The 13,157-nt window shown below is 67.8% G+C and carries 14 protein-coding genes and 1 pseudogene; 10 read left to right on the top strand and 5 right to left on the bottom strand.

The window, feature by feature from the left end; translation table 11 throughout:
• Nucleotides 1-19: 19 nt before the first annotated feature.
• Nucleotides 20-829 (bottom strand): GOLPH3/VPS74 family protein, encoded by an 810-nt coding sequence (locus AC1DGE_RS04075; RefSeq protein ID WP_476891966.1) that lies wholly within the window; start codon nt 827-829, stop codon nt 20-22.
• 157 nt (nt 830-986) lie between these two features.
• Here AC1DGE_RS04075 and AC1DGE_RS04070 point away from each other — a divergent pair, with 157 nt between their 5' ends.
• The 9 genes and pseudogenes from AC1DGE_RS04070 (at nt 987) to AC1DGE_RS04030 (ending at nt 10,011) form a co-directional block, all read left to right on the top strand.
• Complete coding sequence (locus AC1DGE_RS04070; protein ID WP_476891965.1) at nt 987-1,634, top strand: M15 family metallopeptidase; 648 nt, start codon at nt 987-989, stop codon at nt 1,632-1,634.
• A 43-nt stretch (nt 1,635-1,677) separates the two neighbouring features.
• A complete protein-coding gene (locus AC1DGE_RS04065; protein WP_476916970.1) occupies nt 1,678-2,250 on the top strand; it encodes an MOSC domain-containing protein in 573 nt (190 codons plus the stop codon).
• A 211-nt stretch (nt 2,251-2,461) separates the two neighbouring features.
• On the top strand, nt 2,462-3,238 hold the full coding sequence (locus tag AC1DGE_RS04060; RefSeq protein WP_476916969.1) for an electron transfer flavoprotein subunit beta/FixA family protein: 777 nt from the start codon (nt 2,462-2,464) through the stop codon (nt 3,236-3,238).
• Nucleotides 3,239-3,248: 10 nt separating this feature from the next.
• On the top strand, nt 3,249-4,232 hold the full coding sequence (locus AC1DGE_RS04055) for an electron transfer flavoprotein subunit alpha/FixB family protein (protein WP_476916968.1): 984 nt from the start codon (nt 3,249-3,251) through the stop codon (nt 4,230-4,232).
• Nucleotides 4,233-4,234: 2 nt separating this feature from the next.
• On the top strand, nt 4,235-5,893 hold the full coding sequence (locus AC1DGE_RS04050) for a cytochrome b/b6 domain-containing protein (RefSeq protein ID WP_476916967.1): 1,659 nt from the start codon (nt 4,235-4,237) through the stop codon (nt 5,891-5,893).
• A gap of 593 nt (nt 5,894-6,486) precedes the next feature.
• A pseudogene (locus AC1DGE_RS04045) lies at nt 6,487-6,633 on the top strand (pyridine nucleotide-disulfide oxidoreductase); the annotation flags it as partial.
• A gap of 22 nt (nt 6,634-6,655) precedes the next feature.
• Entirely contained in the window at nt 6,656-7,468 is an 813-nt protein-coding gene (locus tag AC1DGE_RS04040) for an alpha/beta fold hydrolase (RefSeq protein ID WP_476916966.1), read from the top strand.
• Between the two features lie 109 nt (nt 7,469-7,577).
• Complete coding sequence (locus tag AC1DGE_RS04035; RefSeq protein ID WP_476916965.1) at nt 7,578-8,522, top strand: hypothetical protein; 945 nt, start codon at nt 7,578-7,580, stop codon at nt 8,520-8,522.
• A gap of 79 nt (nt 8,523-8,601) precedes the next feature.
• A complete protein-coding gene (locus AC1DGE_RS04030; protein ID WP_476891955.1) occupies nt 8,602-10,011 on the top strand; it encodes an MFS transporter in 1,410 nt (469 codons plus the stop codon).
• On the opposite strand, the gene AC1DGE_RS04025 is transcribed toward AC1DGE_RS04030, so the two are convergent.
• Together AC1DGE_RS04025 and AC1DGE_RS04020 are read right to left on the bottom strand one after the other, a co-directional pair.
• Nucleotides 10,008-10,355, bottom strand: a complete 348-nt coding sequence (locus AC1DGE_RS04025; protein WP_476916964.1) for a hypothetical protein — start codon at nt 10,353-10,355, stop codon at nt 10,008-10,010. The two genes, AC1DGE_RS04030 and AC1DGE_RS04025, sit on opposite strands and share 4 nt — an antisense overlap.
• 53 nt (nt 10,356-10,408) lie before the next feature.
• Nucleotides 10,409-10,750 carry a YciI family protein gene (locus AC1DGE_RS04020; protein WP_476916963.1) on the bottom strand — a complete coding sequence of 114 codons (342 nt, stop codon included), beginning with the start codon at nt 10,748-10,750 and terminating at the stop codon, nt 10,409-10,411.
• Between the two features lie 180 nt (nt 10,751-10,930).
• On the opposite strand from AC1DGE_RS04020, the gene AC1DGE_RS04015 reads away from it, so the two are divergent.
• Nucleotides 10,931-11,413 carry a hypothetical protein gene (locus tag AC1DGE_RS04015; protein ID WP_476916962.1) on the top strand — a complete coding sequence of 161 codons (483 nt, stop codon included), beginning with the start codon at nt 10,931-10,933 and terminating at the stop codon, nt 11,411-11,413.
• Nucleotides 11,414-11,426: 13 nt separating this feature from the next.
• On the opposite strand, the gene AC1DGE_RS04010 is transcribed toward AC1DGE_RS04015, so the two are convergent.
• Nucleotides 11,427-12,662: an RNA polymerase sigma factor gene (locus tag AC1DGE_RS04010; protein WP_476916961.1), complete on the bottom strand. Its 1,236-nt coding sequence runs from the start codon at nt 12,660-12,662 to the stop codon at nt 11,427-11,429.
• The gene (locus AC1DGE_RS04005; protein ID WP_476916960.1) at nt 12,659-12,982 is read right to left on the bottom strand and encodes a YciI family protein; all 324 of its coding nucleotides are present in this window, start codon (nt 12,980-12,982) and stop codon (nt 12,659-12,661) included. Before AC1DGE_RS04005 ends, AC1DGE_RS04010 begins: the two co-directional genes overlap by 4 nt.
• Between the last annotated feature and the right edge of the window lie 175 nt (nt 12,983-13,157).

The raw sequence follows: 13,157 nt of genomic DNA, 5'->3' as shown, positions 1-13,157 counted from the left end.
ACGCCAGCCATCCGGCGGCCTAGAGGGTTGCGGCTTCTTCCTGGGCCAGTCTGATCATCCGCAGCTCGTCCTCCACGGCTCGGGCGGGCCAGTAGTCCTTTGCCAACTCGTCGGCGCGGACTCGGTCTGCCGCCGGGAAGAGCTTGCCGAACAGGCCGGCCGCTTGCAGCAGGGCAATCAGCGCCGTGGTCCTAGCGTCGGGCGCGGGCGCAGCCGGCGTGCCGGCCCCGGTGGGCGTCCCGGCCACGGGCGTCCCTGCCGCGGACGTCCCGGCGTCGGGCCCCGTCGAAGGAGACGTCCCGGCGTCGGGCCCCGTCGAAGGAGGCGCCCCGGCGTCGGACGTTTTCGCATCAGGTGCGCCGGGGACCGGTGCGGCACCGCTGAGTGCAGCCTCGAGCTTCTTCAGAAGCGCAGCTTTCGAAGCGTGGTCCACCTCGGGGTACCGGGTGGACCGGAACACGCCGAGGTGTTTTTCGCCGACATGTTCCACGATGCCCAGTGCCGCCATCCGCTCGTAGACACGCTGCACTTCGGCGCGGCCCTCCAGCATGGCGACCCACCGTTTGGGAGTGTGAGGCCGTGATTTGCCGCGGATGAGCTCCAGCTCGTGCTGGAAATCCGTCGGCGGGGCGGCGCGGGTAGCCCGGACGTTCTTCCCCTGCAGCTCGATGGCACCGATCAGCTCCAGCTCGGCCAAGATTGCCCCCGCCAGCGTGGTTCTGAGTGCAAACACCGGCACCTCCGGTTTGCCGTCTTTGTCGTTCGTCGCCAACAGCAGGAAGGCCTGGGGAAGGTTCAGCTCCGCCGGCTTCGGCGTTTCAGCGTTCATACCAACATGGTGGCGCGGTTGGTCAGCCGCCGCATGAGGATTTCGTCCCGGGTCCCCGGAGATAAATGCCCTCGACTCCCGCCGTGCCGACCGGTAAGGTTCCCCGCATCTGTTCCGGACACTTCTGGAGGCCATGGTGCTCAAGCGAATCAGCAGGATGACAGGCGCACTGGCGGGGCTGCTGCTCACGCTCGGCATGATCGCACCATCAGTGCCGGCTGTAGCCTCGACGGGCTACGACATCGACTCCGCCTCCAGCCTGCAGGTGGTGGTCAACAAACACCGGCCGTTGGACCCCGCCACCTACGTGCCGGCCCGGCTGGTCAGGGTCCAGGGGGAACAGCTGCGGACCGAGGCCGCGGACGCCTACAAACAGTTAGCCAAAGCCGCCAAGTCGGCCGGCGTGAACATCATTCCGGTCAGCGGCTACCGTTCTTACAGCCAGCAGGCAAGCCTCTACGACAGCTACGTGCGCCAGTACGGCCAGGCGACGGCCGATACCCTCGCCGCGCGGCCCGGCTTCAGCGAACACCAGACCGGGCTGGCGATGGACATCGGCAACGCCAGTGGGGTCTGCGCCCTGCAGGCCTGCTTCGCAAACACCCCGGCCGGTAAGTGGGCGGCCGCGAATGCCGCGAGCTATGGATTCATCATCCGCTACCCCGCGGGGGCCGAGGACGTTACCGGCTACACCTACGAGCCTTGGCACCTGCGTTTCGTGGGAAAGGCCATCGCCCAGGAGATGAAGGACTTCCCCACCCTCGAGGATTACTTCGAGCTGGAACCCGCCCCTGATTACCTCTAAGCCAACGAACGCCCAGGACCCCGCGAGGCGATAACTTGGTGGAATGACGGCTAGCTATAGGTACGACGTCGAGATCCTGCACCTGCTCGTGTCGCCGGCGCACGCCTACTTCGGCCGCGCACGGGAGGGCGCCGCCGACGTCCCCACCGCAGACGCCGAGAAGGCCACGTTCTTGGCCGGCAAGGGCATCGTCGGCGACCGGTTCTTCGGCAAGGCCGCGCACATGGATGCCGCCGTCACCGTGTTCGCCGTCGAGGCCCTCGAAGCCATCGCCGCAGAGCTGGGAACGGCAGCCCTTGACCCACTGCTCACACGTCGCAATGTGCACATCAGGGGAGCCCACCTGGCCCCGCTGCTCGGTCACGAATTCGCGTTGGAATCCGGCGGCGAGGTGGTGCGGCTCAAGGCCGGGCGGCCGGCCCATCCGTGCGCCTGGATGGATGCGATGCTCGCCCCGGGCGCCCACAAAGCTATGCGCGGGCGGGGCGGTGTGCGGTGCCAGGTGCTTTCGGACGGGGTCCTGCACCGCGGCCCGGCAGTGCTGATCAGTCCGGTCCCGCTTGACCCGGACCGCGCGGGCGAACCGACGCTGCTGCGCCCGTCGCGCTTGCCCTAGTCCGACGCATGCCGTCGACTCGCCGACGAAACACAGGGGCACGAGCAGACGGTATCCGAACGCCGGGCGGTCCTGACAAAAGAGGGCAAAGTCCCGGCCCGCCGGTTCGCGACACGGGACCGGTCAGCCAGGCCGGGCTTCGCTTTCGTAGACTCTAGGGAGATCCGACGTGTCCCCTCCGGAGACATGCCCGCCACAGGAAGAGTCATCGATGAAGATTATCGTCCTAGTCAAGGAGGTCCCCGACACCTACGGGGACCGAAAACTGAACCTTGAAACAGGCCTCGCCGACCGTGAAGCCAGCGAGACAGTCATTGATGAGATCGGCGAGCGGGCCCTGGAGCTGGCCCTGACGTATGCCGACGCGAACGAGGGCCCCGAGGTGACCCTCCTTTCCCTCGCTCCCGAGGGCGCGACGGCCACCATCCGCAAGGGGCTGGCGATGGGTGCGGCGAGCGCCGTCCACGTCTCCGACGAGGCGCTCCGGGGCGCTGACCTGGGGCTTACCGCCGAAACCCTCGCAGCCGCGATCCGCCGCGTCGAGTTTGACCTGGTCATCACCGGCAACGTCTCCACCGATGGATCCGGCGGCATGATTCCCGCGATGCTCGCCGAGCTGCTTGACGTGCCGCTTGCTTCCGGTCTCAGCGCCGTGGAGATCAGCGACGGCGCGGTGTCCGGGACCCGGGGCGTGGAATCCGGCGTGCAGCAGGTATCGGCGAAGCTGCCTGCGGTTATTTCCATTACCGAGGCGCTTCCCGGGCCGCGCTTCCCCAACTTCAAGGGAATCATGGCCGCGAAGAAGAAGCCCCTTGAGGTGCTGACCCTTGGCGACCTCGGGATCTCGGCCGACAACCCGGACGCGGCGCGGTCGATCATGCTGGCGGTGGCCGAGAAGCCCCCGCACGCTGCCGGCGTCAAGATCGTTGACGAGGGTGATGCCGGCGAGAAGCTCGCCGACTTCCTGATCGAAAACCGACTGGCGTAGGAGTAACGACATGACTGAATTCCCTCGTGACGCAATCCTCGTCGTCGTGGAAGCCCTGGCTTCCGGTGAACTTGAGAAGGCTGCGGCCGGGCTCTTCGGCGCTGCCGCCGCGGTGGGCACGCCGGTTGCCCTGGTGCTTGCCGAGCCCGGCGCCGGAACGGCCGCCGCCGCGGAGGCCGCGGACCTGGGGGCCGCCCGCGTGCTGATCGCAGAGTCTACGGATCCGTCCGCGCTGGGCGTGCCGGGCGTCGACGCGCTTGCCGCCGCGGCGGAGCAGGTGCAGCCGGACGCCATCCTGATTTCGCATTCCCTGAACGGACGGGACCTGGCCGGCCGGTACGCCGCCCGGTCACGGGCAGCGGTGTGCGTCGATGCCGTCGGTGTGTCCCGCGATGACGAGGGCGTGGTGGCACACCACTCCGTCTACGGCGGCGCCTACAACGTGACGTCGACGTCCACGTTCGGGGCGCCGGTCATCACGGTCCGCCAAGGCTCCATCGAAGCGCGGGCTGCGGCCCAGCCGCCGGCGTCGGAAACCCTGGCGGTGACCCCCTCCGGGAAGCCGGCAGCGCGGGTCGACTCCTTCGAGGAGGCCGTCGCCGCCACCTCGCGGCCGGAGCTGCGCGGTGCCGCCAAGGTTGTCGCCGGTGGCCGCGGCCTCGGCTCGGCCGAACAGTTCGCCCTCGTTGATCAGCTCGCCGATACGCTCGGCGCTGCCGTTGGTGCTTCGCGTGCCGCGGTGGACGCAGGCTTCGTTCCGCAATCGCAGCAGGTCGGGCAGACCGGGGTTTCGGTGTCCTCCCAGTTGTATATCGCGCTTGGTATTTCCGGCGCGATCCAGCACCGGGCCGGCATGCAGACCGCCAAGACGATCATCGCCATCAACAAGGACGCGGACGCGCCGATCTTCGAGATCGCCGACTTCGGCGTGGTGGGCGACGTGTTCAAGGTTGTCCCTCAGCTGATCAGCGCCCTTGAGGCCCGGAAGAAATAGCGATGGCAACTCATTCCGGGTCCATCCGACGGGGCCTTCCGCGCGTGCCGGGCGGCGAGCCCTGGCCGCCAGCAGGCCAAGCACCCGCGCGCCTGCTTTCCTCCGCGGCTGCTGCGCAGGAAACGGCACCAGATACGACGGCGCTGTCCGCTCCGGTGCCCGCAGTCAGCGCTCCTGCCGTGGACGTCCCGGCAGCAGCTGCGGGCGGGCGGCAGCTTCGCCGGGGCTTGCCGCGGGTGCCGGGCGGCGAGCCCTGGCCGCCCGCCGGCGAGGTCGCGGCACCGGTGGCATCCGTGTCAGAGGCTCCGGCCCCAGGCGGCGAGCCTGCGCCGACGCCGGCCGCGCCGGTCGCGCAAGCGAAGCTCGCCGCTGCCACCCCCCAAACGGAACCAACGGCGACGTCGTCGGCGGCTGCTCCGGTCACCGCACCAGCCGCGCAGACGACGGCGGCGGGGTCCCCCCAGCTGCGCCGCGGGCTCCCCCGCGTCCCCGGCGGTGAACCGTGGCCTCCGGCAGGCCCCGCTCCGGCGCGTGCTGCCAGCCCCGCTCCTGTCGCTGCGGTGCAGGCGGCCCCGGAACCTGTTACCGCGGCTCCTGCCCCGGCTGCCGCCGTCGTCATCGCGGAGACCACTGCCCAAGCGGAGCCACCGGCGCCGCCGAACGAACCGGTCCCCGCATCCCCCGCGGCCGCGGCCGCTCCGGCACCCGTGGCAACGCCCGTCGTCGCCGTCGAAAAGCCCGCAAAGCCCGGAAGGCCGAAGGCCGCAGCAAAGCTCTACGGCTCCCGCACCCCGGCCCAGTGGGTCAAGCTCGCCGTCGTCGCCGTGGCCGCCGCCGCAGTTCTTGTCCTCGCCGCGCGCGGAGTGACCACGCTGCCGGGCGTGCCGGAGTTCCTCGAGAGGTACCCCGGCGAATATGGCCTGCCCGACACCGCCGAGACCGGCTTCCCGTGGTGGGCGCAGTGGACGCACTTCCTGAACATTTTCCTGATGGTGCTCATCATCCGCTCCGGCTACCAGGTGCGCACGCAGCAGAAACCGCCCGCGTTCTGGACCCCTAAGCGCGGTGGTAAGAAGATCAGCATCAACCTTTGGCTGCACCAGTCGCTCGACGTCATATGGCTGGCCAACGGGCTCATCTTCGCGGTGCTGCTGTTCGCCTCGGGCCGTTGGATGCGGATCGTCCCGACCAGCTGGGAGGTGTTCCCGAATGCGCTCTCTGCACTCCTGCAGTACATGACACTGGACTGGCCGGTCGAGAACGGCTGGGTGAACTACAACAGCCTGCAGCAGCTGATGTACTTCCTCGTGGTGTTCGTCGCGGCCCCGCTCGCGGCAATCACGGGGGCTCGCATGAGCGAGTTCTGGCCCAAGAACGCGACGACGCTGAACAAGGCCTACCCGGTGGAGGTGGCGCGCGCGCTCCACTTCCCGACAATGCTGTTTTTCGTGCTGTTCATCCTGGTCCACGTGTTCCTGGTGTTCGCGACCGGTGCGCTGCGCAACCTGAACCACATGTTCGCCGGCACCGACGAGATGAACTGGGTGGGGTTCTGGCTCTTCGCGGCCGCCATCGCCATCACCACGGCCGGGTGGTACGCCGCCCGGCCGCTCGTGCTTGCACCCCTCGCCAAGCTGTTCGGCAAGGTGAGCAGCCGGTAGGCGTCAAACGACGGTCTGCCTCGATCGCGAATCGCTATCGAGGCAGACCGTCGAGGCTGGAACTATCGGTCCTGTTCCCTGTTTGCGCTGGATTCCGGAGAACGGGGGCCGGCCGCCGTCCAGCCATTCTGATCATCGAATAGGGGGCGTCTGACGGCCAACAAATGTTGTGCCAGCGCCACATCCGGCTGGCCGGGATACGTTTCCACGAGTCCGCTGAGATGTTGTCTTTCGCGCTCACGCTCCGGGTCGGCGTCCGCCATCAAGGCCCCGATGATGGTCATGGCCAGGCGTCGGATCTCCGGCATCCGCTTCTCGCCTGAAGCTCCGGTGGCCCTGTTGCCGTCGGGGCCGGAACACGAAATCCCGGGCCTGCCATGACTGCGTTCCGGAAGCGAAGACGGACTGGTTGGCATCTGGTGTCCCTTATTCCTGTTCCAGTAGACGCTGGAACGGATCCACGGCCATACGCGCTCCTGGGAGCGGGTGCTCAACGCGGCGGACTCTATCTTTATTGTACGCCCGTACCGCAAGGCCCCCGCTTGGGCGACCAGCCAAACCGTGCAGCAGATCCCGCGTCTTGCCGTGACACAGCCTTCGCCGAGTTCGACGACGAATACCGGCCCATGCCCTCCATTCCGAAGGTGCCAACGTGGAAAGAGAGCCGCGCATCCTGGGTGGTGGACCGCGACATCTTTCCTCGGGTGTACTGGAACCTGATCCTGAAGGGACGCGCGTAGCCCCGCGCTCTACACTGGCTGGATGGAGGCTACGGTCCGCGGTGTTCCTGTGCATTACGTCGAGTCCGGCAGCGGTACGCCGGTTCTCGCATTGCACGGCGTTGGCGTGGACCACCGCGAAATGGCCCACGCCCTCGAACCGGTCTTCACTGCAGCTCCTGGGTTTCGGCGCCTGTACCCTGACCTGCCGGGGATGGGCCTCACGCCGGCGCCCGCGGCCCTCGCCAGCAACGATGATGTCCTGGACCTCCTGCTCGGCTTCATCGACAACACCATCGGGGCTGGACCTCTTCTTGTCATAGGCCACTCCTATGGCGGGTATCTAGCCCGTGCCGTTGCCCAGCACAGACCGGAGCAGGTGATCGGGCTGGCGCTGGTCTGCCCGGTCGGTGCCCGCACCGGAAACGTGCCTGAACACACGGTTCTTGCCTCATCGGCCGGTCTTGACGTCGAGCTCAGCCCGGAGCTCGAGGCTTCCTACCGCGGCTACTTCGTGGTCCAGACGGCTGAAACGCTGCGCCGGTTCCGGGACGCCGTGGCCCCGGCGGCGCCGCTCGTTGACGAATCCGCCCTGACGCGGATTTTTTCGCGCTGGGAACTGCAGGAGCGCCCGCAGAGTGTGAAGACCTATCCGCATCCCGTCCTGATCCTGGCGGGACGGCAGGATTCCACCGCCGGTTACGCCGCCCCGGCCGATCTCGCGGGGCAGTACCCGCGCTGCACCCTGGCCGTCCTCGATCACGCCGGCCATGCATTGTTGCATGAGCAGCCCGCCCTGGCTCAAGCCCTGATCGTTGAATGGCTCGCGCGGGTGCGTGAGCACTCCGCGGCCTGATACGCCCCCTCTAGAGTCCACCCGGAGCCGGTTAATCCATTCGGTATAGTATTCCGATGGGCTGGCAGCTCTTGCACCGGTCCCCCTCACCCTCAGACCAAGGAGCCTCGTGGGCCCGCAAGCAACGGAACTGACGGTCTCCGACAACGGGCCGGGCCACGCCCCCGCCCGGGACGCAATGCAGGGCGGGCTGATCGGCATCCTGGCAGGGCTTCTCGGATTGGGCCCCTGGTTAATCACCGGGGCACAACTGCCCCTGCAGAACCTGTGGGCCGCCGACGTCGCTCCGGACCGGATGCCGGCGTCGCTTCTGCCGCTCAGCCAGTACGAGCTGACCACCATCGTCGCCCTCCTCACGGTAGGCGGCGCGGCGGCCGGACTCGCGGTGCGTCTCTGGTCCCCCGCCCGACGCCGACTGGCGACGTGGTGCGCGGCAGCCGGGGTTCTCGGTGTCCAGTTCACCGCGTCCGTCCAGTCCTTCACCGTGCTCGACGGCGGACTCGCGGGCGGAACGATGGCCCGCCTGTACTTCGCCGGCCTGCTGGCCGGCGTGGTCCTGTCCGTCGCGGCGGCCCTCGTCGCCCTCCTGCTGGTCTCGTCGACGTCGCGGGCCCCGGTCGCACTGGGCGTCGGACTCATGGCGGTGCCGTTTGCTTCGTGGATGGTGGAGTGGGTTGCCGGCGTCGTCGGGCCCCTCAACATCCCGGCAGCCGCGCCGACGGCCGCCCGCTGGATTCCCGCCATCCTGGTCGGCTGCGCCTTGGCGTGGTGCGGCCTTCGCCCTGCCCGTCGTGCCGTGGTGTGGCTGGTGGACCTGGCCCTGTTGTGGGTGGTTCCGGCCCTGTTTATCTCCGTCAATTACGTCCTCGGAACGCGCGTGGGGGCGGGCGACCTGCAGGAGATGCTGTTGATGAGCCGGCAGATCCTGGCGGCCACCCTGGGACCCGCGGGCGGGGCAGGACCCCTCGTCCTGCTGGCCTTCGTCCTCGGCCTGGCAGGGCTGGGTGCCCGGACCGTCGCAGTTCGCCGTCGGCGGGCCCTGCCCGCCGACTGACCCGGCCGTAACAGCGCAGCCGGCTTCCGCCAGGCCGCGGCTGTGTTCCTACCGGCCGGTCGTCATTACACTGGGACGCATGACCGAGCACGAACCGGTCCCGCCGCACACCGCTGTGGCCCCCGACGCCGTCGACGCCCCCTTGCGAAGTTCGAAGCAGCGCTCCCGCACCTTCTACGGGATCCTGCTGAACACCGGCCTGGCCAACATCACCACCAGTTACCTGTGGTTTGCGCTGACATTCTGGGTGTATTTGGGGACGCGCAACGTGATCGCCACCGGAGTAGTCGGCGGCGCGTACATGCTGCTGATCGCCCTTTCCAGCATCAGCTTCGGCACGTACGTCGACCGCTACCGCAAGCTGGCCGTCATGCGTTTTGCCGCCGCCTTCACCCTGGCGATGTTCGTGCTTTCGGGCGTGATGTTCCTGCTGACGCCCGCCGACTCGCTGCTGGACCTGACGCAGCCGTGGTTCTGGACATTCATGCTGATCGTCCTGCTCGGCGCCGTGGTGGAGAACATGCGCAACATCGCGCTCGCGGCCACGGTGACCATCCTGATCGACCCGGACCGGCGGGCCAACGCCAACGGGCTGGTCGGGATGGTGCAGGGGCTGATGTTCATCGTCACCTCGGTGTTTTCCGGTGTGTCGGTCGGGCTGCTGGGCATGGGCTGGACAATCGTCGTGGCCGTGGCGCTCACCGCGCTGGCCTTCGCCCACGTGCTCACCCTGCGCATGCCCGAGGAGGTCCGCGCTGCCGCCACGGACGCGCAGGGCGGCTTTGACCTGCGGGGCTCCCTCGCCGCCGTCGCCGCCGTTGCCGGACTGTTCGCGCTGATTCTCTTCTCCACGTTCAACAATTTCATCGGCGGCGTCTACATGGCCTTGATGGACCCCTACGGCCTGGAAATGTTCCCGGTAGAACTGTGGGGCACGTTCCTGGCACTGGGTGCCACCGGCTTCATCGTAGGAGGGGCGCTGGTCAACAAATTCGGACTGGGATCCAACCCGTTGCGCACCATGCTCCTCGCAGTGATCCTGATGGGCCTCCTCGGCGCGGTCTTCACGCTCCGGGAGTGGGCCTGGCTGTACGTCGCCGGCATCTGGCTGTACCTGGTCCTGGTGCCTGTCGTCGAGGCCGCCGAGCAGACCGTCATCCAGCGGGTGGTGCCGCTGCAGCGGCAGGGGCGCGTGTTTGGATTTGCCATGGCCTTCGAATCCGCCGCCGCGCCGATCACAGCGTTCCTGATCGCGCCGATCGCCCAGGTCTGGATCATCCCGTACGCGCGGTCCGCTGAGGGGGCCGCCCAACTAGCCCCGCTGCTGGGAGAGGGGACATCCCGCGGTATCGCCCTGGTGTTCCTGATCTCAGGAATCATCCTTATTGCGGCCGCGCTGCTGGCCTTCCTGGCCCCGGTCTACCGCCGGGTCTCGGCGTCGTACGCGGGGACGGATGCCGGTGTGTCGCCGTTGGTGGACGGCCGCTAGGACGCGGGACCGGTTCCGTCAGGCAGGCTGGCATCGATTGGAAAGGTCATGAAGGCCGGGGTTTCGTACGGGTGCGCGGACAGTGCCGCGTCGACGACGGCGCTGCGCCGGGACCGCGGGTAAATGGCCTCGATCCGGGTTTCCGGGACTTCCTCGGCGGAACCGACGGCGCCGATGGCCGGGTTCGCGCCCGGCAGCGGCGTAAAGCGTCCGATCCCTTCGAGGCTGAACGAGCAGTGCGAATAGTTGCCAAGCCTGCCCGCCCCGGCATCGCCAATGGCCTGCCGGACGGCGTGCGCAGCGTCGGTGGGGACGTAGATGACCAGGCAATCCATGGGCTCCATGGCTGAAAGTCTGGCACGGGGCCGCCTCGGCCGCGCGGATAAGGCTGGCGCCGTCAGCTGGCGGGGTCGTACTGGAAAGCCCGCACTTCCTGCGCGCAACGGCAGGAGGCCGCGATCTTCGCTGCCCACTCCAAGGCCGCCTCGTACGAGGGCAACTCCAGCACCGAATAGCCGCCTTCAAGCTGCGCCGTCTGCGGGTAGGTGCCCTCGCGCACGGTCCCGTCGCCGTCGACCATGACAGGCGGGATGCTCTCGTCGATGCCGCCGCCGAACACCCAGACGCCGGCGTCCTTCGCCTCCTGGACCACCGCGTGCGACGCATCCGATACGGACTGTAGCTCTTCCTCGGGGAAAACCATGGCGGCACTCGGAAACGAGATCAGGTACTTGGTCATGGCGTCGACTCCTTCTTCGCAGCACAGGGATGGCGCTTATCCTTGCCGATGCCCCAATGCCGTGCAAGATCTCCGCGGCCCCGCAGAGCGCCACAGAAATCGCCCTCAATTAGTACGCGGAAAGAATCATCCCAGGGTGGGAGTATGTCAAAAGTATGGTCACCCACAAAAGGAGCATCAATGCCGCTGGAAGACCTCAAGGACAGCCCGAGCGACTTCGACTTCATCATCGGAAGCTGGACCGTGCGACACGAGCGACTCAACCAGCTCTTCGCGGCATGCACCGAGTGGACCGAGTTCTCCGGCTTATCGTCGACTTCCAAGACGCTCGGCGGTTACGGAAACCTTGAAGACAACCTCCTGAGATTCCCCGACGGCGATGCGCGGGCGATCGCCATTAGGTCGTACTCGCCAGACCTCGGGACATGGTCAATTTGGTGGTTGGACGGCCGCAACCCGGGCACCCTTGACACTCCGGTCATCGGAAAGTTCGATTCCGGCATCGGGACCTTCTTCGCGGACGACAACCTGAACGGCAGCCCTATTCGCGTGCGGTTTACCTGGTTCTCAACGACCCAGAATCCGCGGTGGGAGCAAGCGTTCTCCAACGACGGCGGAAAGTCCTGGGAGACGAATTGGCGGATGGAATTCAGTCCGGCCTAACGAAAACTTTGGCTCACGACCCCAGCTGGTCCCGGCGGCGCCGTAGTGTCGCGGCCTCGGCCGAGTTGCCGGCCAGTTCGATGGCTTTCTCGTACGCAGCCCGCGCCTCCGGGGCGCGGCCCAGCCTCCGCAGCAGCTCCGCGCGGGTGGCGTAGTACGCGTGATACCCGGTCAGGTCGGATTCAAGTCGGTCGACGGCGGCCAAGGCCACCTGCGGCCCGTCCAGTTCCCCCACCGCGACGGCGCGGTTGAGCGCGACGATCGGCGACGGGTCGATGGCCACCAGCTGGTCGTAGAGCGCGACGATCTGTGACCAGTCGGTGTCGCGGAAGTCGCGGGCAGAGGTGTGAACGGCGTTGATCGCCGCGAGCAGCTGGTACGGCCCCGGCGCAGCCCCGGACGCCAGGCGCTCCCGCACCAGGCGGTGGCCTTCGGCGATCAGCGCCGCGTCCCAGATTCCCCGGGCCTGCTCGTCAAGGGTCACCAGCTCGCCGCCTGCCGAGATCCGGGCGGCGCTGCGAGCCTCGGTCAGGAGCATCAGGGCCAGCAGCCCGGCCACTTCGCCCTCGTCGGGTAACAGGGAGCGGAGCAGGCGGGTTAGCCGGATGGCCTCGGCGGTCAGGTCGGAACGGACGGGGTCCGTGTCCGGTCCCGTCGCCAGATAGCCCTCGTTGAAGACCAAGTAGAGCACGGCGAGCACGCCGGAGACACGCCCCGGCAGGTCCTCCGCGGCCGGCACGCGATACGGGATCCGCGCGGCCTTGATCTTGGCCTTCGCGCGGGTGATCCGCTGGCCCATGGTGCTCTCCTGCACCAGGAAGGCCCGGGCGATCTCCGGCACGGTAAGGCCTCCCACCATCCGCAGGGTCAGGGCCACCCGGGCCGGCAGCGCGAGGGCCGGGTGGCAGCAGGTGAAGATGAGCCGGAGCCGGTCGTCGTCGACGGCGGAGGGAGGTTCGGGAGGGTCGTCGTCGAACACCAACTGGGTCTCCTGGTGTTTGCCGTCGCGTTTGTTTTCGCGGCGGAGCCTGTCGATGGCTTTGCGCTTGGCCGTGGTGGTCAGCCAGGCGCCGGGGTTGGGCGGAACGCCGTCGGACGGCCACCGCTCGACGGCGGTGGCAAACGCCTCGGCCGCCGCCTCCTCTGCGAGGTCGAGGTCGCCGAAGCGGCGGGTCAGGGCGGCGACCAGTCGAGCCCAGTTCTCCCGGTAGGCCTGGCTGACGGCGCCGCCGACGTCGGGTCCGTTCACAGGAACGGCCGCACCTCGATTTTCCGGTTGCAGGCCTTCGAGCCCTCGGCGGCCAGCTTGAGGGCGACGTCGAGGTCGGGGGCGTTGATGATCCAGAACCCGGCCAGAAACTCCTTCGACTCCACGAACGGCCCGTCGGTCACCACCGGGGACTCGCCACGGTTGTCGATGACGGTGGCCGTGTTGGGAAAGCCGAGGCCGCCGGCGAAGACCCAGTGCCCGTCGGCCTGGAGCTGGTCGTTGAACTCGTCAATGGTCGCCATCTCCTCCGACGGCGCGAGCTCAAGCTTGTCGTTGATCACGGACAGCAAATACTGCATTTTGAGTCATCTCCTGCGGTTTGGGGCACCCCTTCTGGACGCCCGCTCACCCTTACTACGAACAACTCTGCCGCTATTCGACAGGAAATGGCAGCAGCCCGCACCGCGATTTCGCCCCGATCCAGGCGGCCCTAAACCCCACGGCCCGGATGCCGTAGCCTAGGACCCACCCACT

The organism is Arthrobacter sp. 05N425, assembly GCF_056397125.1.
This window is presented reverse-complemented; position numbering and strand designations above follow the sequence as displayed.

Coding starts and splice junctions, on each gene's coding strand:
- AC1DGE_RS04050 (WP_476916967.1), top strand. CDS start 4,235: ATGGCAACTCATTCCGGGTCCATCCGACGGGGCCTTCCGCGCGTGCCG.
- AC1DGE_RS04070 (WP_476891965.1), top strand. CDS start 987: ATGACAGGCGCACTGGCGGGGCTGCTGCTCACGCTCGGCATGATCGCA.
- AC1DGE_RS04040 (WP_476916966.1), top strand. CDS start 6,656: ATGGAGGCTACGGTCCGCGGTGTTCCTGTGCATTACGTCGAGTCCGGC.
- AC1DGE_RS04020 (WP_476916963.1), bottom strand. CDS start 10,750: ATGACCAAGTACCTGATCTCGTTTCCGAGTGCCGCCATGGTTTTCCCC.
- AC1DGE_RS04025 (WP_476916964.1), bottom strand. CDS start 10,355: ATGGAGCCCATGGATTGCCTGGTCATCTACGTCCCCACCGACGCTGCG.
- AC1DGE_RS04075 (WP_476891966.1), bottom strand. CDS start 829: ATGAACGCTGAAACGCCGAAGCCGGCGGAGCTGAACCTTCCCCAGGCC.
- AC1DGE_RS04030 (WP_476891955.1), top strand. CDS start 8,602: ATGACCGAGCACGAACCGGTCCCGCCGCACACCGCTGTGGCCCCCGAC.
- AC1DGE_RS04060 (WP_476916969.1), top strand. CDS start 2,462: ATGAAGATTATCGTCCTAGTCAAGGAGGTCCCCGACACCTACGGGGAC.
- AC1DGE_RS04005 (WP_476916960.1), bottom strand. CDS start 12,982: ATGCAGTATTTGCTGTCCGTGATCAACGACAAGCTTGAGCTCGCGCCG.
- AC1DGE_RS04065 (WP_476916970.1), top strand. CDS start 1,678: ATGACGGCTAGCTATAGGTACGACGTCGAGATCCTGCACCTGCTCGTG.
- AC1DGE_RS04015 (WP_476916962.1), top strand. CDS start 10,931: ATGCCGCTGGAAGACCTCAAGGACAGCCCGAGCGACTTCGACTTCATC.
- AC1DGE_RS04055 (WP_476916968.1), top strand. CDS start 3,249: ATGACTGAATTCCCTCGTGACGCAATCCTCGTCGTCGTGGAAGCCCTG.